We start from the raw sequence: 20896 nt of genomic DNA, 5'->3' as shown, positions 1-20896 counted from the left end.
GCGAGGTCACGGGACGCCCGCGGACCGGGGGCGGAGTCAGGGAGTGCTTACGGACCGGTGACGGGACTGAGGAATTTGCTCGTCCGGGCCTACCGTGGGGACCATGAGCGCACGGATTCTGGTGGTCGACGACGATCCGATGGTCGCCGAGGTCGTGGCCCGCTATCTGGAACGCGACGGCCACACGGTCGAGTGTGTGGGAGACGGCGAGGAGGCGCTCAGGCGCGCGCTGGCCGATCCGCCGGACCTGCTGGTGCTCGACCTGATGCTGCCCAGAATGGACGGGCTCCAGGTCTGCAGGAAGCTCAGGGAGCGCTGGCCGGTTCCGGTGATCATGCTGACCGCGCTGGGCGACGAGATGGACAGGGTCGTCGGCCTGGAGACCGGCGCCGACGACTACGTCACCAAGCCGTTCAGCCCTCGCGAGCTGGCCCTGCGGGTCCAGTCGGTCCTGCGGCGGGCCCGCGGCGTCTCGGCGCCCTCCGGCGTCGGCGTGCTCAGGGACGCCGAGCTGACGGTCGACGTCGGCGCCCACGAGGTGCGGCTCGGCGACGAGGAGATCATGCTGACCGCCCGCGAGTTCGACCTCCTGGCCCACCTGATGCGCAACCCCCGTCAGGCCTTCAGCCGCTCCACCCTGCTCAACCAGGTCTGGGGCTGGTCCTTCGGCGACTCCTCCACGGTGACCGTCCACGTCCGCCGCCTCCGCGAGAAGATCGAGCCGGACCCGACCGTCCCCCGGCGCATCGTCACGGTGTGGGGTGTCGGCTACCGCTACGAGCCCCTGGCACTGCCGTGATCCCCGAGATGCTGCTGATCGTCGCGGTCACGGCCGGGCTGGGCCTGCTGGTCGCGCTGGCCGGACTGGGCCTGATGCGGCTGCTGCGGGAGCGGTCGATCGGGGTGATGCTCGCGGTGGTCGCCGTGGTGACCGTCGTGGCGACGGTGGGCGGCGTGGTCGCCATCACCCTGCAAATGATCATCGAGGGCGCACCCAGGAACATCGTGCTCAGCGTGGTCGCGGTCGGCGGGCTGGTCGGCCTGGGCGTGGCGACGGTGCTCGCCCGCCGGGTCGTGGCGGCCAGCCGCAGGCTCGTCGACGCCGTGCACGAGGCATCGCCCACGGGGGAGTTCGTGCCGCCCGCCGGCCTGCCCGCCGAGCTCGGCACGATCGCGAAGACCCTGGAGCAGGCCTACCGCAGCCTCCGCCTGAGCCACGAACGCGAACGCTCCCTGGAGAGCGCCCGCCGCGAGCTTGTCGCCTGGGTCAGCCACGACCTGCGCACCCCCCTGGCGGGCATGCGGGCCATGGCCGAGGCGCTGGAGGACGGCGTGGTCGCCGATCCGGAGACCGTGAGCCGTTATCACCGGCAGATCCGCCTCGAGGTGGACCGGCTGTCGGGCATGGTGGACGACCTGTTCGAGCTGTCCAGGATCCACGCGGGGACGCTGCGCCTGTCTCGCCGGCGGATCGGTCTCAGCGACCTGGTCGCCGACGCGCTGGCCGGGGTGGAGCAGCTGGCCAGGGCCAAGGGAGTACGGCTGGCGGGTGAGGCCGACGTGGCGGTCCCGGTCCAGGCCGACGCGGGAGAGCTCTCCCGGGCGCTGGGCAACCTGGTGGTCAACGCGATCAGGCACACCCCGGAGGACGGCACGGTGTGGGTGCGCGCGACGGTGGAGGAGGGGGTCGCCTGCCTGTCGGTCGCCGACTGCTGTGGCGGCATCCCGGCAGACGACCTGCCCCGCGTGTTCGACGTCGCCTTCCGCGGGGAGACGGCCCGGACCCCCAGCACCGACGGCGCCGGTGCCGGCCTCGGCCTGGCGATCGCGCGAGGCATCGTCGAGGCCCATCAGGGGGTCATAGGCGTCGTCAACGCCGGCCCCGGATGCCGGTTCGAGATCCGTCTCCCCCTGTCCGTGCCCGAGGGGCCTGCGGTCTTCATGTCCCGGTGACTCCATTTTTCCCGATGACCGTGTTCGGAGCCGCGAGGCCGCCCTCGGTCCCGCGGGGGACCAGGAGGGTCATCTGGGCCGACTCGTCGTCGTGGTCGATCTCGACGTGCTGGCAGGACGTCGGGGTCCTCGCGGTGCCGAAGGACTCGGCCATGGCGCGGAAGGTCGGGCACGGCCACCGCCACATGCAGCTCCGGCAGCGCAGGATGGGATGCGCCGTGTCGCTGGTGATGCCGCCCGCGTCGCGAGGTTGATGGAGGTCGAGCAGCCTGACCCCGAGCGTCGCGAAGTCCAGCAGCTCTTCGCGCGCTCCTTCGAGGAAGTCGAGATCCTCGCTGGACAGGCGGGTTCTGATCGGGACGTAGCCCTCGTGGTTCACCAGACCGCGGAGGGAGTTGGCCGCATCGCGCCACGACGTGGCTTTCTCGGTGCAGGCGATCGTGGACTCCAGGTGTTCCCGGAGTCGCTGTCGTTGTGGATCCTCAGATAGGTCGGTGTTCATTGCGCGTTCGAGCCCGTTTCTCTACTCAACGGCCGTCACTGTCATGGCGCAGCGATGGTCGGGAGGTGCCGGGTCTCCCCCCTTTCCGGCCATGCCGGTGTCGCACAGTGTTAAGTTTCGCGCACCCAGGGTTTCCATGGGGCCGAAACGGGGGACAAAGGGCTGACGACTCGGGTTACTCGAGAGAACGTGACCAGCAGCCCTCGCGCCGCTAGTGTGCCCGCTGTGGAGCTAAAAGTCTCAACTCGATCTCATGCCGGGCACACCGTCGTGACTATCGTTGGCGAAATCGACCTATATACCGCGCCTCGCCTGCAGTCCGAGTTCGCTCGGGTGCTGGAGGAGAGCCGGACCACTCTCGTGGTCATCGACATGTCCGGCGTGGAATTCTGTGATTCCACCGGCATGAACGTGCTGCTCGCCGCGCTCAAACGATTGCGAGAGCGTGACGGCACGCTGGAGCTGGCGGCGCCTCGGCCCGCCGTGCGAAAGATCCTCCAGGTGACAGGCCTCGACTCGGTGTTCACCGTGCACGAGGCCGTGCCCGAGAAACTGCTGACGTCCGAGCCTCAGTGATGACCGGCGTAGCGGCGATCATCCCCGCCAAGGATGAGGGCGACCGGATCGGTGCCACCGTGGCCGCGGCCCTGGTGTTGCCCGGGGTCGACCTCGTCGTGGTCGTGGACGACGGCTCGTCCGACCAGACGGGACGGGTGGCCAAGGCGGCCGGAGCCCGTGTCGTACGGCACAGCCGAAACCGGGGCAAGGCCGCCGCCATGGAGAGCGGTGCGGAGGCCGTGCGCCTGCTCGACGGCGCCGAGTCCCGGCACCTGCTGTTCCTGGACGCGGATCTGGGCGAGACCGCTCGCATGGCCGCGCCCCTGATCGAGCCGGTCGTGGCGGGTGAGGCGGACATGACGATCGCCGTGTTCGTCACCCGCGTGAAGCTCGGCGGCCACGGGTTCGTGGTGAAGCTGGCCCGCGAGGGCGTCCAGCGCATCACGGGGTGGACGCCCGACCAGCCGCTGAACGGCCAGCGCTGCCTGACCAGAGCCGCCTTCGAGGCCGCCCGCCCCCTGGCACGGGGCTTCGGCGTGGAGACCGGTCTCACCATCGATCTGCTCCGCAAGGGCTTTCGCGTGAGCGAGGTCCAGGTGGAGATGGCCCACCGGGCGACCGGCACCGACTGGAAGGCCCAGCTTCACCGGGCCAGACAGTTCCGCGATGTCGCACGGGCACTGGCGGCCCGCATATAGATCAGGTCAGGGCCGCTCGCTCGGCCCGCATGCGAAATATCAGGTCATATAGTCACAGCCCTTCGGCCGACCTGCAGATGGATGTCCGGCCTGTACGCAGAAACAGGTCACGGGCACTCGCCCGGTCCACGTACGGATCGGGTCATGGTCGCTCGCCCGGTCCGCGCGGACCAGGTCATGATCGCCCGGCCCGGGCAGGCCGGGTTCTAGGGCTGCGCCCATTCGGTCCCGATCGCCGTACTCTGGCCGGCTTTCGTCGGCGGTACGTGGCCGGTCGGCGAGACGCCGCCCCGGGCATCGCGCCGGGTGTGCTGAAATTTGCGGGTGACTTGGGATGCGCCGGTTGTCGACGAGAGGCGGAGCCCCGCTCGTGGCACGCCGCGGGGGCTCGACATCGTCGCGTTCACGGCCATCGGGGTTTCGGCGGGGCTGACGGTCCTGATCGGGCTGCTGGGACCCTCGGCCATGGTTCCGCGGCTGGCGGGTCCGTCCTGGCAGCCCCCGTTCTCGCTGGACCTGCGCCCCGACGGCCACCTGGTGATCGCCATGGCCGCGGCCGCGATCGTGCTGGGAGGCCTCGGCCTCGCCGGAGCCCTGCGGTCCCGGTGGAGACCGGATCCGCGCTGGCTGCTCGCGGCGGGCTGCGTGGTGGCCGCGCTGCTCGCCTTCCTGCCGCCGTCGGGCTCGGCCGACCACCTGAACTACGCCGCCTACGGCCGTCTGGTCACGCTCGGCCAGGACCCCTACGCCGTCCCTCCCACGGCGCTGCCCGCCGACCCCGTCACCGGCGCGGTGGAGGAGTGGGCGGGCGTGACCAGCGTCTACGGCCCGGTGGCGACCGCCGTCCAGGCGCTGGCGAGTCTCATCGGCGGCGACTCGGTCAGGCTGACGATCTTCGTGATGGCGCTGGTCAACGCGGCGGCGTTCATCGGGACGGCGTTGCTGCTGCACCGTTTCACCCGGGGTGACGCGGATCTGCAGCGGCGGGCGGCGCTCCTGTGGGCGGTCAACCCGCTGATGATCTATCACCTGTCCGCCGGGATGCACGTGGACACCCTGGCCATCGCCTGCATGGTCGCGGCGCTCATGGCTCGTGGAGCCTCCTCGGGGCTCCTGCTGGGAGTGGGGATCGGGGTCAAGCTCAACGCCGGGCTCGTGGCGCTCGGTCCGGCATGGGAGCTGCGCCGCTCACCCGGCAGGCTCGCGGTCGTGGCCGGGACCGCGACGGCCACCGTGCTGGTGATCTACGGCCTCGCCGGGTCGCACGTGCTCGACCAGGTCGGCGCGGCCAGCAAGAAGGTCTCTCTCGCCACGCCGTGGCAGCTGGCCAAGGGCGGGCTCCAGACGCTGTTCGGGCCGGGCGCCTACTCGACCTGGATCCAGGTCGGCTCCCTGCTCCTGCTGGCGGGTCTGGCCTGGCTGATCCTGCGGGCCCTGCCGGGGACCTCGCCGGGGGACACCGCTCCGGCGGTCGCCGCGGTGATGGTGGTCGCCTGGCTGTTCGCCGCGCCGTACGCGCTGCCCTGGTATGACGGGCTGGCCTTCGCGCTGCTGGCCATGGCCTCCTGGCCGGCGCTGGAGTGCTTCATGGTGGCCAGGGTGACCATCCTGTCCCTGGGCTACCTCCCGGCCAGGGAGGCACTGCGCCCCGAGGACCTGCTCTGGCTCAAAACCCTCCTCAGGGAGCGGGTGGTGCCGTGGTCCCTGCTGGTGCTGACGCTCGCTCTGGTGTGGTGGGCGGTGAGTGCCGGAGCGCGCGCACGCAGGCTGTCAGCGTCAGCGGCACCGCCACCGTGAGGGCCATCGCCGGGATCGCGATCCCCGAGTCGTTCATCAGGAACCCGATCAGTGCGCAGGTCAGCGCGCCGATCAGCCCGGCACGCAGCGCCGGGGCGAGCGCGTAGGCCCGGCCCAGCGCGGGGGCGCCCCATTGGGAGGGGCGGTTCAGCACCAGGAAGAGGAAGGCCAGCGCGACCAGCGTGAGCAGGGTCAGCGACCAGTTTCCGACCGTGACCCCGATCATCGCGCCGAACTTGCGGCCGATCACCGTCCAGGCCTCGCCGTCCAGCACCTGCTGGACGAAGGTGCCAAGGTGGGTGCGCGCGCTCGGCGGTTTGAGCCAGTCGAGCACCGCGATGGTCCCGATCAGCAGGACGCCCGCCAGGCCGACCAGCCCGAGCTTGACCGGCGAGACCCGGCGGCCGGACAGCAGGATCAGGAAGACGGCCACCCCGATCAGGAAGGCCGGGACGCCGCCGAAGTCGGCTCCCCACGCCGGCCAGCCGTCGACGACGACCGCGAACAGGCCGTAGACCCCGCAGACCACCAGCGCGAGCGACCGCCGCCCGCGCGAGATCAGCCACTGGGCCACCCCGGACAGGGCCAGGATCGTCCCTGCCGAGTAGACGGCGAAGGCGATGTTGCTGAAGCCGTAGAAGCGCCCACCGGTGACCGGCTCGTAGCCGGTCACCGCGTTCACCTGGAGTCTGGAGCCGGTCATCACGTCGGCCAGCAGGGCCAGCGAGGTGATCCCCGCGACCACGGTCAGCGGGCCGAGCACATGCGCCCGCCACGGCCCGGCGAGGGCCGGTCCGGCGATCACGCAGGCGATGGCGAGGATGGTGAGGATCACCCCGGCCATCGGGGCGGGCAGGTTCCACCAGGGCACGAGCTGGGCCAGGAAGGTGGCGATCGCGATCGCACCGCTGACCGTCGCGACGACCTGGGTGGCCGCCAGCGCCCGCGAGCCGCCCCAGCCGCGCCGGATCGCGACGGCGGCCAGCAGGTAGAACAGGATCTGCACGGTCACGAACACCGCGAAGAACGGCCCCCGCACCTCGCGTAGCACCTGACTGGCCAGGTCGTCGTCGGCCAGGTTCACGACCATCTCGGAGGCCCGCTCGGAGCTCGGCTCGCCACTCTGCCAGGCGCGGCCCACGACGCCGTTCGGGGCCTCCAGGCCGAGGAGCCCGATCGCGGTGGCGGTCAGGTCGGTGTTGGTGACCAGCCCGTCCTGGCGGGTGGAGGCGGCGGTGAGATAGCCGTGGGAGTACGGCTCGCCGCCGGGGGACACGCCGCGGGCGATCGCCACGTGCAGGTGGGGCGCGATCGTGGTGTCCGACAGCCCGCCGAGCAGGACCGTGGTCCCCGAGCCCCCCGAACCTTCCGGGCTCTCCGTGATGCCCGGACTTTCTGAGCCCCCCGGGCTCTTCGTGATGCCTGGACCTTCAGCGGCCCCCGAGTTCCCGGGGCTCTTCGTGATGTCCGGGCCTTCCGGGGGCCCCGAGGTTTCCGGGCTCTTCGTGATGCCCGGACTTTCCGTGGTTCCTGTGGTCTCCGGCGGCAGCCGGTCGAGGACCGTGCCCACCTGGCGGTCGACCCTCGCCACCGCCTCCCGCCTCGCCTCGCCGGTCATCGAGATCGGGTCGCCATCCTGGTCGAGGCCCGTCCGGGACCACGTCCCGGCCAGGTCCCCGGCCTCCACCACGATGAGTCTGTACGGTGCCAGGTCGCCAAGGTCGTCGACGTTTGCCACGTATTTCGCAACTTTTCCGGACTTGTCGGCCGCGCCGAGTGCGGCCCCCGGCCCGACCGCGGCCACCTTCCCTCCGGCGTCCACCGTGAGCTGCCCGAGTTGCCCGAGCGTCGGCCGGTAGGAGGTGGTCGTGTTGAAGGCCACCAGCTCCGCCCAGCCCGGCACGCTCGCCCCGCCGTCCGGCGTCGCACTCGGGACCGGCGGCGGCGCGCAGATCGCCCCCGGCGCGCCGGCCCGCTGCCCCGCCGAGACGGTCAGCCAGCCCGCGACCGGGCAGGTGATGCCCCGGTCAGGCGGCGGCACCGCCCGGGTGGACAGCGACGCGGCCCCGCCCTGGTCGACCAGCTTCCACAGGTTCGGTGTACGGACCCTGTCCAGGTCACTCCACTCCAGGCCGGGCACCCCGATCACCACGACCCTGGCGGGAAGCGGTCTCGCGACCGCTGCGCCGGCCGTACCGGCCCCGAAGAGCCCGGAAAGCCCGGAGAGTCCGGAGAGGAGGAGGAACGCGGTGGCCAGCGCGGTGCACACGACCCAGCGGTGAGCTCGCGTTCCGAAGGGGATCGTGATGACCGGTGCGGTGCGCGTCATCCGGCGGTGAGCTCGTGTTCCGAGGAGGATCGCGGTGACAGGCGCGAGGCGCACCATCCAGCGGCGGACTCGCGTTTCCCGGCTGTCACGCGTGACGGCCGTCGTGGAGCGCGAGGGAGTATGCCTCCCCTCGGAGCCAGATGATCTTCCGGCGCCCTGGCGGACGACTCTCTGACCGCCGTGCGTCGAACCCATCCGGTTCCCCCGTATCCGTAGCCGTTGGCGGCCGTTTCCTCCAGGCCCACGGTAACCTGCCTGGTCATGACGACAGGCAAGGTGACCGCGCCCAGGCGGCCTCCGTGGACGTGGCTGCTCGCGCTGCTGTTCGTCGTGGTGGCGGTGGCCCCGCTGGTGCTTCAGTGGCTGGGCAACGTCGTCGACCAGCGTCTGGTCGACCTGGATGTGTACCGTACCGGCGGCGAGGCGGTCCTGGAGGGGCGGCCGGTCTACGACTTCCTGACGCCCGCTCCGCAGCTCCTGCCGTTCACCTACCCGCCGATCGCGGCGCTGCTGGCCACGCCCCTGGCGGCGATGTCGTGGCCGGCGGCGCAGTGGGTGTGGACCATTCTGATCTTCGCGACGCTGGCGGTCAGCGTCGGATTCGGCTTTCGAGCCGTTCTGAGCAGGCTCCGTCGGCCGGTCCCCGTCGACGGGCGTCCGGGGTCGTCGTCCGGGGCCGGACACGCGGGTCGCGAGGATCGGAAAGCCGAGCGCGCGGGTCGCGAAGATCCGGATCGGGCAGGCTCTCTGACCGTCCCGGACCGGGCGCGCGGCCTCTGGCTGCCGATGGCGTTCGCCTTCCTGACGGTGGCGTGCACCTATCTGATGCCGATCAGGGACCAGGTCCGCTTCGGCCAGGTGGACATCCTGCTGGTCGCGCTCTGCCTGGCGGACTGCGTGGCCCGGCGGCCGGTGTGGCCGCGCGGCATGCTGATCGGTCTGGCCACCGCGGTCAAGCTCACCCCCGGTGTTTTCCTGATCTACCTTCTGATCGCCGGTTTCGGCCCCGGCGCGAAGGAGGAGCATCGCAGGACCTTCTTCATGGCGGCCTTCACCGCCGCGCTGCTGACCCTGCTCCCCTTCCTGGTGATCCCGGACGACGCCTCCGAATTCTGGTTCCGCGCCCTGCTCGACCCCGAACGGCTCGGCGCCAACGCGGCGACCACCAACCAGTCGCTGCGCGGCATGCTCATCCGGCTCTACCTGCCCGACTGGCTGACCAGCCTGCTCTGGCTGGCCCTGGTCGCGGTGATCGCCTGGTACGGCTTCCGCTACGCCCGCAGGGCGCTGCTCGACGGGCACCGGGTGACCGGGGTGGCGCTGGTGGGTCTGATGGCCGTCCTGTTGTCGCCGGTGGCCTGGATCCACCACCTGGCCTGGGTGGTCGTGGTGCTGGGCGCGCTGTTCGGCAGCGGGCTCGACCCGGTGAGAGTCCGGGTGGCGGCCGGGGTCTGGCTCTACTACGTGCTGCCGATCCCCTGGTGGGGAGTGACGATCAAGGCCGCCGAGATCCCGGTGCTCAGCCCCGTGCTGGGCAAAATCGTGCAGAACGGGTTCGGGCTGGGCGCGCTGGTCCTGGTCTGGTTACTGGGGGTCTGGCTGCCGAGACGGCGAGAGGCTTTCCGGGCGATCCCCGACGCGCGAGGAGAGATTTCCCGCGCGGTCTCCGACGGCGAGTGAGGGTTTCCCGCCGGACGGGGATGATGAGCTGCGTGAATGTGGAGTTCTGTACACACTTTCGGATAGGCGCCGGATAACCTGTGGTCATGCCCAAACTCGCCTACCTGGGACCGGAGGGCACCTTCACGGAGGAGGCCCTGCGCATCCTGGCGCCAGAGGCCGAGCGCCTGCCGAGTCCGAACGTCAGTGCGGCGCTGGACGCTGCCCGGCGCGGTGAGGCCGACGGAGCCGTCGTCCCGCTGGAAAACTCGCTTGAAGGCGCCATCACCACGACGCTGGACGAGCTCGCCTGGGGTGAGCCGTTGCTCATCACCGCCGAGTTGCTGCTTCCCGTCGAATTCTCGCTCCTGGCCCGCCAGGACGCCGTGATCTCCCGGATCAAGCGGGTCTTCACCCACCCGGCGGCCATCACCCAGTGCCGCAACTTCATCGCCCGGGAGTTGCCCGACGCCGTGGTGGTCGCCGCCCCGTCGACCGCTGCGGCGGCCCAGGAGGTCGCCCTTCCCGGTTCGCCGTATGACGCGGCCATCGCCGCGCGCATCGCCGGGGAGCACTACGGCCTGGTCGAGCTCGCCGCCAAGATCGGCGACCGCGCCGACACGGTGACCCGATTCGTTCGGGTGTCCCGTCCCGGCTCGATGCCCGAGCCCACGGGTTCCGACCGCACCTCCCTGGTCGCCTTCCTCACCGACGACCATCCGGGCGCGCTGCTGGAGATGCTCACCGAGTTCTCCGTACGCGGCGTCAACCTGACCCGCATCGAGTCGCGGCCCACCGGCGACGGCATCGGCCGCTACTTCTTCCACTTCGACTTCGAGGGCCACGTGGCCGACGCCCGGGTCGGCGAGGCGCTCTCCGGTCTCCACCGGATCTGCGAGGACGTGCGCTTCCTCGGCAGTTACCCGCGCGCCGACGGATTCTTCCCGCAGATCAAGCGCGGTATGGCTGACGCCGACTTCACCGAGGCCGAAGACTGGCTCACCAGAATCCGCACCGGTCGGGCGTAATCCGGCGACGGGGTCCGATCCGGCATCTGTCGGGTCTGACCTGCGCCCGTCAGGTCTGGTCCGGCGTCGAGCTCCGGCATCGGCCAGGGCTCGATCCGGTCGGTCCGAGGCGCCGCGTGTCCTCAACGGGCGGGAGCGCGCGGGGCTTGGCGTTCCGGAGCTTCGGCGGCCGGGCGTAATGCGTGTGCGGGTGCGAGCCGTACATCGGTAGCCTTGTGGTTGTGATTGACCTGCGTACCCTTCGTGAGGATCCCGACCGGCTACGGGCGTCGCAGCGTGCCCGCGGTGAGGACGACTCTGTCGTCGAAACGCTGCTTGACCTCGACGAGCGGCGGCGCGGTGCGCTGAGCCGCTTCGAGACGCTGCGCGCCGAGCAGAAAAGCATCGGCAAGTCGGTGTCCCGTGCCTCGGGGGACGAGAAGACGGCTCTGCTCGGGCGGGCCAAGGACCTCTCGGCGCATGTCAAGTCGGCCGAGGCCGAGGCCGAGGAGCTGGGCGGGGAGCTCGACGATCTGCTCTACACGGTGCCCAACCTCGTGGAGGAGGGGGTTCCGGCCGGCGGCGAGGACGATTACGTCGTGCTGGAGGAGATCGGCGAGAAGCCGAGCTTCGATTTCACGCCCAAGGATCACCTGGAGCTCGGCGAGCTGCTCGGCGCGATCGACATGGAGCGCGGGGCGAAGGTCTCGGGATCGCGGTTCTTCTTCCTGAAGGGCGCCGGCGCACGGCTCCAGCTCGGGCTGCTCAACATGGCCATGCAGCAGGCGATCGAGGCTGGCTTCGTCCCGATGATCACTCCGGTGCTGGTGAAGCCGGAGTCGATGAAGGGCACCGGTTTCCTCGGCGCCCACGCCAGCGAGGTCTACCACCTGCCCGAGGACGACCTGTTCCTGGTCGGCACGAGCGAGGTGCCGATGGCGGCCTACCACGCCGACGAGATCCTCGACGGTTCCGAGCTGCCGTACCGCTACGCCGGATGGTCCTCGTGCTTCCGTCGCGAGGCCGGTTCGTACGGCAAGGACACCCGGGGCATCATCCGGGTCCACCAGTTCGACAAGGTCGAGATGTTCTCCTACGCACGTCCCGAGGACGCGCACGAGGAGCACCGGCGTCTGCTCGCCTGGGAGAAGGAGATGCTCGCCAAGGCCGAGCTGCCCTACCGGGTGATCGACACCGCGGCCGGCGACCTGGGATCCTCGGCCTCGCGGAAGTTCGACTGCGAGGCGTGGGTCCCCAGCCAGGGCCGTTACCGCGAGCTGACCTCGACCTCCAACTGCACCGACTTCCAGGCCCGCCGCCTCGGCGTGCGGTTCCGTGACTCCGGTGGCAAGCCCCAGCACGTGGCCACGCTGAACGGCACCCTGGCCACCACCCGCTGGATCGTCGCCATCCTGGAGAACCACCAGCAGGCCGACGGCTCCGTCGTGGTCCCCAAGGCCCTACGTCCCTACGTGGGCCTCGACGTCCTCGAACCCGTCAAGTAGCCGCTCCGCCGGCCTCGACGTAAGCAACAGCAACCGTTCGCAGTGAGGTCCCCGCCGTACGGCGGGGACCTCACGCGTTCATGTCGCCGGAGGTCCCGACCGTTTCCTCGAGGTCATCCAGCCGACCATGACCGATGCCGCGACTCCGGCGCCGCCGGCGAGGCAGGCCAGGAAGCTCGCCGTCGGGTAGTCATCGAGGGGGCCCGACTCCCAGGCGGAGAAGGTCGCCCAGATCGCGAACGACGTGCAGGCGGCAAGGGCGAGCAGCGCGAACCAGGTCCGGGTCGGTACGCGCGCCTGGACCGCCGCCGTCGCCGCGAGAGCCGCCGCGATGAGGGTGCAGGCCATGCCGAACAGGAACCTCGGGGGGCTGTCGGACGGCAGGCTGAACAGGAACCCGATGGCGGTGAGGATGTACGCGAACACGGTCAGGCCGTTGACCCGCGGTTCATGCCGGTGCGCCCCGGCCATGCCGGCCATGAAAGCGATCAGGCCGGCGAAGAAGCCGATGAGATGCTCCGTCCTCAGATCGACGTGCGGTGAGGGGAGCGGTGGCGCCGTGTCCGCGGAGAAGCCCTCGGACGTGAAGCCGAGCCGCCGCCAGATCCCCCGCGCGTCACGTACGGCGATGCCGTCGACGCCGTTGGCCACGACCACCACGTGGCCGCCCGCCACGCGCTGCACCGCCACGGCCTGAGAGCCCTCCCATGCGACCGGGGCCCTGTCCGGGCTCCACTGCCGCAGCTCCTTCTCCCGCCGCTCCGAGACGCCCCAGGGCGTCTCCCAGGTGACTCCGCCGTCCCATGACTCGTCCACGCCAAGCCGCGGTGGGGCGACGCGGTAGCAGTGCAGGGGCTCTTCGGGCACGCAGACCCAGGTTACGGGAGCGGGCAGGACGTCCAGAGGGCCCAGAGGGGTCGGGGAATCCGGAGAGTACGGAGAGTACGGAGAGCCCAGGAGGCTCGGGGAGCCCGGAAGGTACGGGGAGGCCGAGGGGCTCAGGGAGTCCGGGAAGTACGGAGAGGCCGCAGGGCTGGGGGAATCCGGGAAGCCCGGAGAGCTCAGAGGGCGCGGGGAGCCCGGAAAGTACGGAGTGGCCGAAGGGCCCGGGGAGTCTGGGAAGTACGGAGTGGCCGAAGGGCCCGGGGAGTCTGGGAAGTACGGGGAGGCCGCGGGGTTCGAGGAATCCGGGAAGCCTGAAAAGTACGGAGAGCTCAGAGGGCTTGGGGAGGTCGGGAGGGGATCAACCGGGCTGGGCGAGGGAGAGACGATCCACGTGAGCCCGCCGTCGTAGGACAGGACCTTCTGGTTGGAGGCGAAGTAGTGATCGCGGACGACGGTGATGACCCCGTCGGTCAGGGAGACCCGCTTCGCGGTGGATGGCGGAGGGGTTGCCGAGGTGGCGGTCACCCCGAACAACGCGATCGGGACGATGATCAGCGCGCGGGCACGCCGTACCGCCCGATCGGTCTGGCACCCGCACCAGAGCAGCCAGGTGACGCCGAGCGCGGGCAGGGCGATCAGATCGGTCGGGTCGGCGAGGACCCGCGAGGGGCCGGCGACCAGGGTCCACACCTGGGAGGCGAGCTCCGCGCCCGCCTCCGTGGTCTTGACCAGGGTGAAGCCGAGACCGGTGACGACGATCGCGGCGGGGGCGGCGAACCGGTTGAGGGGGCCGGTTCGGGAGGGAACGGGGGCAAGGAAGAAGGAACCGGCTCGGGGCAGGGCGAGAGATCGGGACGGAGCGAGGGAGAAGGAGCCGGCTTGGGAGAAGGAAGCGGCTCGGGACAGGACACGTGATCGGGACAGGGCGAGGGAACCGGCTTGGGGCAAGGAGCCGACTCGGGACAGGACGAGGGCCGGGAAGTGGGACAGGGCGAGGGCAGGGAAGCGGGACAGGGCGAGAGCCGGGAAGCGGGACAGGGCGAGAGCCAGGAAGCGGGACAGGGCGAGAGCCAGGGAGAGAGCGAGGGCGAGCAGGGGCGGGGCGACCAGCAGCCCCGCGACGTCGCTCAGCTTGCCGGTGACCGGACCGGGCCACAGGGCCTTGAGGAGATGGTCGTTGATCGGCAACACGATGGTGGCGACCACGGTCGCCGGGTGCCCGAGCCAGGCGAGGACGGGACCGTGCGGATGCTCCATGGGTGAGTAGACCTGCCGCGACGCGGCCTGGTTCGGGCGCGGCGGCATTCGTGACCGGGTCGTGCCCTGCGGCGGATCACTTCACGAGATAGCGCTGCACGTCGTCTTCGCCGGGCGGCTCTCACGACTGACCACCATGAACGAGCACGTCCGGCCGATCCGGAACCTGGCTCTGCGAACTCTGGCGCTCAGCCCGATCTTCCGCCGCATTCTCGCCCGGCGGCTCTCGGGCCTGGTCTACCGGTGAGGCCGGGCGGACACCGCCGAGAACACCCGGAAACAGAGAAGGCGGAGTTCGCGTAAAGCGAACTCCGCCTTCTCTGGCAACTAGAGGTCTATGCGGCGTCAGACGGCGCGGACCTGCGAGGCCTGCGGGCCCTTCTGACCCTGCGTGATCTCGAATTCGACCCGCTGGCCGTCTTCGAGGCTACGGTAGCCATTGCCTTGGATCTCGGAGAAGTGCACGAACACATCCGGTGCACCGCCATCCGGTGCGATGAAGCCGAAGCCCTTTTCAGCGTTGAACCACTTGACGGTTCCCTGAGCCATTAAAGCTCTCCCTCAGGATTTGAAGCTTTGGGATTCACACCTCGTGAACCCCATGTGTCGTACAGCGGGCCCCGGGGTGGCTCAGTCAAACTGGTTTTCACAACGGGATTCAGCTAATACAACGCCATCACATCTAACACTATCCGGAGAGGCCGTGTTCCCGCCATCAGGAAGATTGCTCGGTTAGAGATCCCGAGTCGGGCACGTTGAGGATCACGGTGCAGACTGGACCTGTTATGGGAAGCCCTCGGCTCGTCGCCACCGACCTTGACGGCACCGCTCTGCGCTCGGACGGCACCGTCTCCCCCCGCACCGCGGCCGCATTTGCGCTTGTGGAGAACGCCGGGGCCACGCTGGTCTTCGTGACCGGTAGGCCGCCCCGGTGGATGCACACGGTTGCGGGGGTCGTGCACCATCGAGGGCTGGCCATATGCGCCAATGGCGCCCTTGTCTACGACCTGCACACCGAACAGATCGTCAAATCGCATCTAATGCACTCAGATGTGCTCGAAGAGGTCGTTAGGCGACTCCGCGAAAAGGTTCCCGAGCTGGCCTTCTCGGTGGAATACGAAGGCGGATTCGCTCACGAATCGGACTTCCGTCTCGGAGGTTGGGATAGTAGGGAGGTCGCCGCACTCAGTGTCGGAATGGCCACACTCATCTCACGGCCCTGTGCCAAACTCCTGGCCCTGCACCCCAGGATGGACCCCGACATTCTCCAGGCGATGGTCTGCGAACTGGTCGGCGATCTGGTTACGCCCACTCACTCCAGCGGCCGGGCTCTGATCGAGATGAGTGCACTGGGTGTCACGAAGGCCTCGGCGCTCGCCGAACTCGCGGAGGCGCAGGAGATCAAGCCCGCTGACGTGATCGCATTCGGGGACATGCCCAATGATCTGCCCATGTTGCAATGGGCCGGCACCTCCTACGCGGTCGCGAACGCCCACGCGGAGGTGCTGGCCGCGGTCGATCACGTGACCGCGGCCAACAACGACGACGGGGTCGCCAGAGTCCTTGAGGAGCTCTACGCGTAAGAGCTTCCATAGCTTTCGAGAGCCTTGTGACCAGAGGACTCCGAGAGCAGGGAGCCGGCAAGTGGGTCTTTACAGGTAGGGACCCGAACTACCGCCCTGCTGCCCCTCCTGCTGCTGGAGGGACACGCCGCCGGGCAGAGCCCTGCGCATGTTCTCCAGCTGGGCCCGAGCCGCCATCTGCTGGGCGAAAAGCGTGGTCTGTATCCCGTGGAACAGTCCCTCAAGCCAGCCGACCAGCTGCGCGTGGGCGACCCTCAGCTCGGCCTCGCTCGGCGGGGTGCCGTTGTCGTTCTCGGTGAAGGGCAGCGACAGCCGTTCCAGCTCGTCGACCAGCTCGGGCGCCAGGCCGTCCTCAAGCTCCTTGATGGAACTCTGGTGGATCTCCTTGAGGCGCTTGCGGCTGGCCTCGTCCAGCGGAGCCGCGCGGACCTCCTCGAGCAGCTGGCGAATCATGCTGCCGATGCGCATCACCTTGGCAGGCTGTTCGACCAGGTCAGCGACGGACCGCTCCCCGCCCTCCTCCTCACCCTGGACTTCCTGGGGACCCATGACCACGATGTGCGGAGTGCTTTCCTCAGCGTTCATAACCTCAACTTACTAGCAGGATTTTCCCAATGTGGTCTCCGGTTTCCATGATCCGGTGGGCCTCGGCGGCGTCGCTCATGGGCACCCGGGCGTGCACCACCGGCCGGATCACCCCGGCGTCGACGAGAGGCCAGACGTTGTCGACGACTCCGCGCACGACGGCCCCCTTCTCGTCCGTGGGCCGCGCACGGAGTGTGGTTCCGTGCACCGAGGCCCGCTTGGTCAGAAGCGCTCCCAGATCGAGCTCGCCCTTCGCGCCGCCCTGGAGCCCGATCACGACCAGCCGGCCGCCGGTCTTGAGGGCTTTCACGTTTCCCGGAAGATATTTGGCGCCCATGATGTCGAGGATCACGTCGGCCTTGACCTTCTCCGCGAAATGCTCCTCGCGGTAGTTGATCGCCTCGTCCGCGCCCAGCTCCAGGCAGCGGGCGATCTTCTCGGCCGATCCGGCGGTGACGACCACGTGGGAGCCGAACGCCTTCGCCAGCTGGATGGACATCGTCCCGATCCCGCTGGAACCGCCGTGAACGAGGAGGGTCTCGCCCTTCCTGAGGCGCGCGATCATGAACACGTTGGACCAGACCGTGCACGCCACCTCGGGCAGCCCGGCCGCCTCGGTCAGATCCACGCCGTCCGGGACCCGCATGACCTGCTGCCAGGGAACGGCGACCTTCTCCGCGTAACCGCCGCCGGTGAGCAGCGCGCACACCTGGTCGCCAGGCTTGAAGCCCTCAACGTCGGAACCCACCTCGGCGATCACACCGGAGCACTCCAGCCCCGGGTACGGCGAGGCGCCGGCGGGCGGGTTGTAGAAACCTTGTCTCTGCAGCGTGTCCGCCCTGTTGACCGCCGACGCGGTCACGTCGATGAGGACTTCGTCACGCTCGGGCCGAGGGTCGGGGACCTCTCGCCAGACCAGTACTTCGGGTCCACCTGGTTCGTCGATCACGATGGCGCGCATGATTCCAAAGGTATCCGCTGAGCCCTAAGTTGGTGGTTGCGAGCGTTGACGAGAACACAAGGCGTTAACCTGCTATGTGTTTGCTGCCCTTTTATGCCCATCCCGAGGGGGAACACGGTGGCAAGACACGATCGTGAGGAATCTCTCGAGGAACAGCTCGCCTGGCTTGACGCCATTAAGGAGCAGGAGGAGGCGCCTGTCGTCGCGGCGAAGAGCGCCGCCGTGGTGGACGACGCCGTCATTTCGCCATACCCGAAAGACCCCTGGAGCTCGGTGCCGACCGAGTCCGATGCGACGTCGTCGCCGCTGTTCCGCGCGGCCGTCGACTCGGCCTACCAGCCTGCGAGCGCATCCACGACCGTGATCGTCCCGCCGGCGGAAGACGCCGACGCGGCCGAATGGATGGAGACCTCCGACACGGGGAGTGCCTTCACCGTGCCTCCTCCCGGCGCGTCCGGCAAGCAGGACAACGACGGTTTTCTCGCACCGCTCAAGCCCCTGCCTCGCCAGGAGCCGGGTGGCACCGACACCTACACCCCGCCGAGCGAGTTCACCGAGCCCGCGGTCCGCACGCCGTACGTGGAGCCCGACCAGGAGCCGTCCCGGGGCCTGTTCGAGCAGCCCCACCGTCCGGACGAGCAGGTCGAGCCCTTCAAGGTCACTCCGGCCATGCCCCTCGGCCCCGACATCGGACCGTTCGAGCCCGCGGCCTCCGAAACCCAGCGGTTCGCGTTCGGCAGCTCGGACTTCGCGGACTTCGCCGCCAAGGACTCCGGCCGGGTCACTTCCGGTGGCACGGACTCCGCTTCCGGCGGTACGGACTCCGTTCCGTTCACCGCCGGTGGCGCCGACTCTGATCGGTTCTCCTTCGGCAGTACGGACTCCGGTTCCTTCGCCTCCGGTGGTGCCGACTCCGCTTCCGGTGGTACGGACTCCGGCCCGTTCACTTCCGGCGGCGCCGACTCCGCTTCCGCTTCCGGCGGTACGGAATCCGGCCCGTTCACCGCCGGCGCCGACTCCGATCGGTTCTCCTCCGGCGGGAAGGACGCCGAGGGGTTCACCGACGGCAGCGCCGAACACGACAGAGACCGGTCCATCTTCAAGGCCGCCGAGCCGATCGAGGCCAAGGAGCCTCCTCGGACGACGCCGGAGCGGTTCGACTCCGAACCGCTTGAACCCTTCCGGGCCCCCGAGTCCTTCGGTGTCGACCGGCCGCAGCCGGCGTCGTCGCCGGATCGTTCCGCCTCAGGTGCGTTCGGCTCGGACTTCTCCAGCCCCTCGGACTCTCCCGGCTTCTCCGGTTTCTCCGGACCCTCGGCTTTCGGCCGGGAGCGGGACACGGCTTTCGGGCCCAGCAGGGACATGCCCGCCCCTGCCGACCGGACCTCCTCTGACCGGACCTTCTCCGACCGGCCCTCTTCGGACCGAGCCTCTTTCGATCGGACCTCCTTCGACCGGACCTCTTTCGACCGGGTCGATCAGGTCCCCTCCGATCAGGACACCGTCTCGATTCAGGGGGAGACCGCCTTCGCACCGCCGCAAGACACGGGCGAGCCCGCTCGAGAGCCGTACCAGGCACGCCGTCGCCAGTCATCCGCTCCGCCGCCCGCTTTCAGCACCCCGCCCCGGCAGCAGCTTCCGGGTGTTCCCAGGCAGTCGGCAGACAGCCTGGATCCCGAGTCGCTGCTCAGGGGCCGCCGCAACGGGCCCGCCGGCGGCTGGCGAAAGATGATCTACAAGGCATCGGCAGGCCTGATCAAGCCCGGTGAGTCTCCCGAGGTTCGCCGTCGCCGCGAGCTGGTCAGCCGTGCCCGTACCCCCGTCGCCACCGGCCATCACCGCGTCGCCGTACTCAGCCTGAAGGGCGGTGTCGGCAAGACCACCACCACGGTCGGCCTCGGCGCCACCCTCGCGCAGGTCCGCGGCGACAGGGTCATCGCGGTCGACGCCAACCCCGATCGTGGCACTCTGTCGGACAAGGTCGAGCTCGAAACCTCGGCCACCGTCCGTGACCTGCTCAACGAGCGCAAGCAGATCAAGCGCTATGTCGACATCCGGGCCTTCACCTCGCAGGCCCCGTCCCGCCTGGAGATCCTCGCCTCCGACCGCGATCCGTCGGTGTCCGAGGCATTCAGCGCGTCGGACTACCAGTCGGTCTCCCAGGTCCTGGAGAACTTCTACTCGATCTGCATCACCGACTGCGGTACCGGCCTGCTCCACTCGGCCATGTCCGGCGTGCTCGGACTGGCCGATCAGCTCGTCCTGGTCAGCTCGCCATCGGTCGACGGCGCCCGCGCCGCCTCCGCGACGCTGGACTGGCTGGAGGCCCACCACTACGAAGATCTGGTCCGCTCCGCCACGGTGGTCCTGTGCAGCGTCCGCCCTCGATCGAAGTCCACGGTTGACCTCGATCGTCTGGAAGCTCACTTCGCAGCCCGCTGCCGCGCCGTGATCCGCGTCCCCTACGACCCACACCTCGAAGAGGGCGCGGAGATCGACCTGGAAAGGCTGCAGCCTGCCACACGCGAGTCCTACCTTCGCCTGGCCGCCTCGGTAGGCGATGGCTTCGCCGGATTGCAACCCTGAATCCGGGTACGGCGGGCGAAACCGGGTAATGCGGGAGCCTCGTCTCGAAGGAGAGGTGAGGCTCCCGCAGTCCCGTGCACGCTTGGGACAGTGAGAGACTAAGGTGCATCTGACACGTTCTTCGGACGTGTCACCAGGAGAGCTCGCCTAGTGGACGATGGCGGCGGTCTTGAAAACCGCTAGGCCGGGTGACCGGTCTCGTGGGTTCGAATCCCACGCTCTCCGCTGAGCACGCAAAACGGCGTCTGACCAGGCACTTGGCCTCGGTGAGGCGCCGTTGATCGTTTCCGGAGTGTGCAGCCATATGCCGCCGTGAGCGGCCCTCTGTCGGTGTTCGCGGGATATACGCGGGATGGATCTTGAGGTGTTCTTCCTGGTCGCAACCGCAAAACACCGGTGGGGCGTTATCACTCCCGGCCGTCGGCTGGTATTGGGTGCCGCGACAGTGATGTCCGTTGATCTCGGCTGTGCTCCCGTGTCAGCGGGTCCGCTGGCTTTTCGCTGACTCCGCCCAGCCGTCCACAGGCCGGTGTGGCCATGATCGCCGTAGGACACCCTCCGTAGACCAACCGCGGCACCGGCCCGAATGTGTCGGCCTCGCACGCCATGATCGGCGTTCATATGTCCCGTACATCCCCTCAAGGAGTGTCATGGTTGCCACCGACGATGTCAGATGGTGGGGCGTCAACGACTGGACAGATCTCGACCTGGTCCGCGCCGAGCTCGCCGCGGGTGCCGATCCGAACTCCGGCGTGCCCGTCTTCGAAAAGCCGCTGCACGCCGCGGCTGATCGCGGCTCGCCTGAAGTGGTCGCCGAGCTGGCCATGCGCGTCGATGACGTCGACGCGGAGAATCAAGGCCGCACCGCCCTCTGGATGGCTGTCTTCGAAGGCCGCACGGACAACGCCCGAGCCCTCGTCTCCGCCGGTGCGGACCCGTGGCGCCCCATGATGGCGGGCTGGTCTCCCGGCCGCCTCAGCCTGGCCGGCCCCACTCCCGATCCCTTCTCCCTCCCCTCACCGGAGGTCGGT

Annotated in this window: 18 protein-coding genes and 1 tRNA gene; 13 read left to right on the top strand and 6 right to left on the bottom strand. The window is 69.3% G+C overall.

Translation table 11 applies throughout. The features are described from left to right. Window positions 1–103 precede the first annotated feature (103 nt). A complete protein-coding gene (locus tag CHC08_RS45010; protein WP_089213501.1) occupies window positions 104–799 on the top strand; it encodes a response regulator transcription factor in 696 nt (231 codons plus the stop codon). 8 nt (window positions 800–807) lie between these two features. Continuing rightward, window positions 808–1953 carry a sensor histidine kinase gene (locus CHC08_RS45005; RefSeq protein ID WP_089213511.1) on the top strand — a complete coding sequence of 382 codons (1146 nt, stop codon included), beginning with the start codon at window positions 808–810 and terminating at the stop codon, window positions 1951–1953. Here the strand turns inward: CHC08_RS45005 and CHC08_RS45000 are convergent. After that, window positions 1940–2455 carry a hypothetical protein gene (locus CHC08_RS45000; protein WP_245878962.1) on the bottom strand — a complete coding sequence of 172 codons (516 nt, stop codon included), beginning with the start codon at window positions 2453–2455 and terminating at the stop codon, window positions 1940–1942. The two genes, CHC08_RS45005 and CHC08_RS45000, sit on opposite strands and share 14 nt — an antisense overlap. Window positions 2456–2680: 225 nt before the next feature. On the opposite strand from CHC08_RS45000, the gene CHC08_RS44995 reads away from it, so the two are divergent. The 3 genes from CHC08_RS44995 (at window position 2681) to mptB (ending at window position 5508) form a co-directional block, all read left to right on the top strand. Further along, window positions 2681–3031 carry an STAS domain-containing protein gene (locus CHC08_RS44995; RefSeq protein ID WP_089213510.1) on the top strand — a complete coding sequence of 117 codons (351 nt, stop codon included), beginning with the start codon at window positions 2681–2683 and terminating at the stop codon, window positions 3029–3031. Continuing rightward, the gene (locus CHC08_RS44990; protein ID WP_089213500.1) at window positions 3031–3711 is read left to right on the top strand and encodes a glycosyltransferase; all 681 of its coding nucleotides are present in this window, start codon (window positions 3031–3033) and stop codon (window positions 3709–3711) included. The genes CHC08_RS44995 and CHC08_RS44990 overlap by 1 nt, the downstream gene beginning before the upstream one ends. Before the next feature lie 324 nt (window positions 3712–4035). Further along, window positions 4036–5508, top strand: a complete 1473-nt coding sequence (gene mptB / locus CHC08_RS49070; protein WP_245878961.1) for a polyprenol phosphomannose-dependent alpha 1,6 mannosyltransferase MptB — start codon at window positions 4036–4038, stop codon at window positions 5506–5508. Here mptB and CHC08_RS52135 read toward each other — a convergent pair. Further along, window positions 5390–7837 (bottom strand): hypothetical protein, encoded by a 2448-nt coding sequence (locus CHC08_RS52135; protein WP_245878960.1) that lies wholly within the window; start codon window positions 7835–7837, stop codon window positions 5390–5392. The genes mptB and CHC08_RS52135 overlap by 119 nt on opposite strands. 261 nt (window positions 7838–8098) lie before the next feature. Between CHC08_RS52135 and CHC08_RS52675 the strand changes: the two genes are divergently transcribed. The 3 genes from CHC08_RS52675 to serS all read left to right on the top strand — a co-directional run bounded on the left by CHC08_RS52675 (window position 8099) and on the right by serS (window position 12008). Continuing rightward, window positions 8099–9517: a glycosyltransferase 87 family protein gene (locus CHC08_RS52675; protein ID WP_089213497.1), complete on the top strand. Its 1419-nt coding sequence runs from the start codon at window positions 8099–8101 to the stop codon at window positions 9515–9517. 86 nt (window positions 9518–9603) lie between these two features. Next, window positions 9604–10524 (top strand): prephenate dehydratase, encoded by a 921-nt coding sequence (gene pheA, locus CHC08_RS44965; protein ID WP_089213509.1) that lies wholly within the window; start codon window positions 9604–9606, stop codon window positions 10522–10524. 221 nt (window positions 10525–10745) lie between these two features. Further along, window positions 10746–12008 (top strand): serine--tRNA ligase, encoded by a 1263-nt coding sequence (serS, locus tag CHC08_RS44960; RefSeq protein ID WP_089213496.1) that lies wholly within the window; start codon window positions 10746–10748, stop codon window positions 12006–12008. Between the two features lie 78 nt (window positions 12009–12086). On the opposite strand, the gene CHC08_RS44955 is transcribed toward serS, so the two are convergent. Continuing rightward, on the bottom strand, window positions 12087–14198 hold the full coding sequence (locus tag CHC08_RS44955; RefSeq protein ID WP_143653639.1) for a hypothetical protein: 2112 nt from the start codon (window positions 14196–14198) through the stop codon (window positions 12087–12089). A 13-nt stretch (window positions 14199–14211) separates the two neighbouring features. Here CHC08_RS44955 and CHC08_RS44945 point away from each other — a divergent pair, with 13 nt between their 5' ends. Then, entirely contained in the window at window positions 14212–14397 is a 186-nt protein-coding gene (locus CHC08_RS44945; protein ID WP_089213493.1) for a hypothetical protein, read from the top strand. Window positions 14398–14495: 98 nt separating this feature from the next. Here CHC08_RS44945 and CHC08_RS44940 read toward each other — a convergent pair whose 3' ends face one another. Continuing rightward, window positions 14496–14699: a cold-shock protein gene (locus CHC08_RS44940; protein ID WP_012886943.1), complete on the bottom strand. Its 204-nt coding sequence runs from the start codon at window positions 14697–14699 to the stop codon at window positions 14496–14498. A gap of 236 nt (window positions 14700–14935) precedes the next feature. On the opposite strand from CHC08_RS44940, the gene CHC08_RS44935 reads away from it, so the two are divergent. After that, window positions 14936–15733 carry an HAD family hydrolase gene (locus tag CHC08_RS44935; protein WP_089213492.1) on the top strand — a complete coding sequence of 266 codons (798 nt, stop codon included), beginning with the start codon at window positions 14936–14938 and terminating at the stop codon, window positions 15731–15733. A 69-nt stretch (window positions 15734–15802) separates the two neighbouring features. On the opposite strand, the gene CHC08_RS44930 is transcribed toward CHC08_RS44935, so the two are convergent. Next, a complete protein-coding gene (locus CHC08_RS44930) occupies window positions 15803–16318 on the bottom strand; it encodes a bacterial proteasome activator family protein (RefSeq protein WP_089213491.1) in 516 nt (171 codons plus the stop codon). A gap of 4 nt (window positions 16319–16322) precedes the next feature. Next, window positions 16323–17279, bottom strand: a complete 957-nt coding sequence (locus CHC08_RS44925; RefSeq protein WP_089213490.1) for an NAD(P)H-quinone oxidoreductase — start codon at window positions 17277–17279, stop codon at window positions 16323–16325. A gap of 117 nt (window positions 17280–17396) precedes the next feature. On the opposite strand from CHC08_RS44925, the gene CHC08_RS52125 reads away from it, so the two are divergent. The 3 genes from CHC08_RS52125 to CHC08_RS44910 all read left to right on the top strand — a co-directional run. Continuing rightward, window positions 17397–19865, top strand: coding sequence for a nucleotide-binding protein (locus CHC08_RS52125; protein WP_245878959.1), 2469 nt, complete (start codon window positions 17397–17399; stop codon window positions 19863–19865). Between the two features lie 136 nt (window positions 19866–20001). After that, window positions 20002–20090: transfer RNA gene (locus CHC08_RS44915), tRNA-Ser, on the top strand. A 425-nt stretch (window positions 20091–20515) separates the two neighbouring features. Continuing rightward, the coding region (locus CHC08_RS44910) for an ankyrin repeat domain-containing protein (RefSeq protein ID WP_143653638.1) at window positions 20516–20896 on the top strand (381 nt) is incomplete at its 3' end.

Source organism: Streptosporangium subroseum, from assembly GCF_900188345.1.
GTDB lineage: Bacteria > Actinomycetota > Actinomycetes > Streptosporangiales > Streptosporangiaceae > Streptosporangium > Streptosporangium subroseum.
This window is presented reverse-complemented; position numbering and strand designations above follow the sequence as displayed.